The organism is Streptomyces botrytidirepellens, assembly GCF_003721215.1.
Lineage (GTDB): Bacteria > Actinomycetota > Actinomycetes > Streptomycetales > Streptomycetaceae > Streptomyces > Streptomyces himastatinicus.
In genome coordinates this window covers 1-1,166 of sequence record NZ_RIBZ01000444.1, presented here as the reverse complement: position 1 = coordinate 1,166, position 1,166 = coordinate 1, and the positions used below count along the sequence as shown (strand labels likewise).

The window sequence follows — 1,166 nt, the reverse complement described above, 5'->3', positions numbered from 1 at the left end:
CCGGGAGACGTCCGGGGCGCAGGCCCCGGGGCCGCGGACCGCCGCCGGGAGCGCGCCGCGGGAGGCGGGCGGGTCGCAGGGGTCGGCCGGGTCGTACGCCTCGTACGGGGCGCACGATACGTATGAGCCCGGCGAGCCGACGTGCGAGTCCTACGCCTCCTACGGCTCCCGCGACTCCTACAAGGCGTACGAGACGTACGAGACGTATGCCTCGTACGAGCGACCCTTCGGGCCCGGCGCCCGCAACTTCGCCGCCGGCAGCCTGCGGCCGCGCCTGGACGCGCTGCGCCAGCTCGTGGGGCTGTCCCGCACCCGGCTGGACGGACGCACCCTCGCCGGGGCCGGGCGGGTCCTGGACGAGGCCGCGGCCCGCGGACGGCATCCGCTCGGGCACACCGTCGTCGCCCTCGCCGGAGCCACCGGAAGCGGTAAGTCGACACTCTTCAACGCGCTCGCCGGGGCCCCGCTCTCCGAGTGCGGGATCCGGCGGCCGACCACCGCCGCGCCGCTCTCCTGCGCCTGGACCGATCACGCCGACGGGCTGCTGGACCGGCTCGGCATCCCGCACGCGGACCGGCGCCGTCCGGCGTATCCGTACGACCCCGCGCTGCGCGGCCTCGTCCTGCTCGACCTGCCCGACCACGACTCGGCCGCCCCGGGCCACCGGGACCGGGTGGACCGGCTGCTGGGGCTGGTCGACGCGGTGGTGTGGGTGGTGGATCCCGAGAAGTACGCGGACGCGGTGCTGCACGAGCGCTATCTGCGGCCGCTCGCCGGTTATGCGGAGGTCACGTTCGTCGTCCTCAACCAGGTGGACCGGCTGCCGGGCGACGCCGCCGACCAGGTACTGGACGATCTGCGGCGGCTGCTGGACGAGGACGGGCTGGCGCTCGGCGAACACGGGGAGCCGGGCGCGGCGGTGCTCGCCCTGTCCGCGCTCACCGGGGAGGGGGTCGGGGAGCTGCGGGAGATGCTGGGCGGGCTCGCGGCCGAATGCGGCGCGGCGGAGCGACGGCTGGCGGCCGACGTGGACGGCACGACGGCGCGGCTGCGGCCGCAGTACGTGGCGGACGGGGCACCCGCCGGGTTCACCGGCCGGGCACGGGCGGAGTTCGAGGACCGGCTGGCGGAGGCGGCGGGCGCGGCGGCGACCGGGCAGGCCGCGG

Annotated in this window: 1 protein-coding gene; it reads left to right on the top strand. The window is 77.1% G+C overall.

Annotated features, from left to right (window positions below; translation table 11 throughout):
- The coding region (locus EEJ42_RS31470; RefSeq protein ID WP_246097518.1) for a GTPase at positions 1-1,166 on the top strand (1,166 nt) is incomplete at both ends.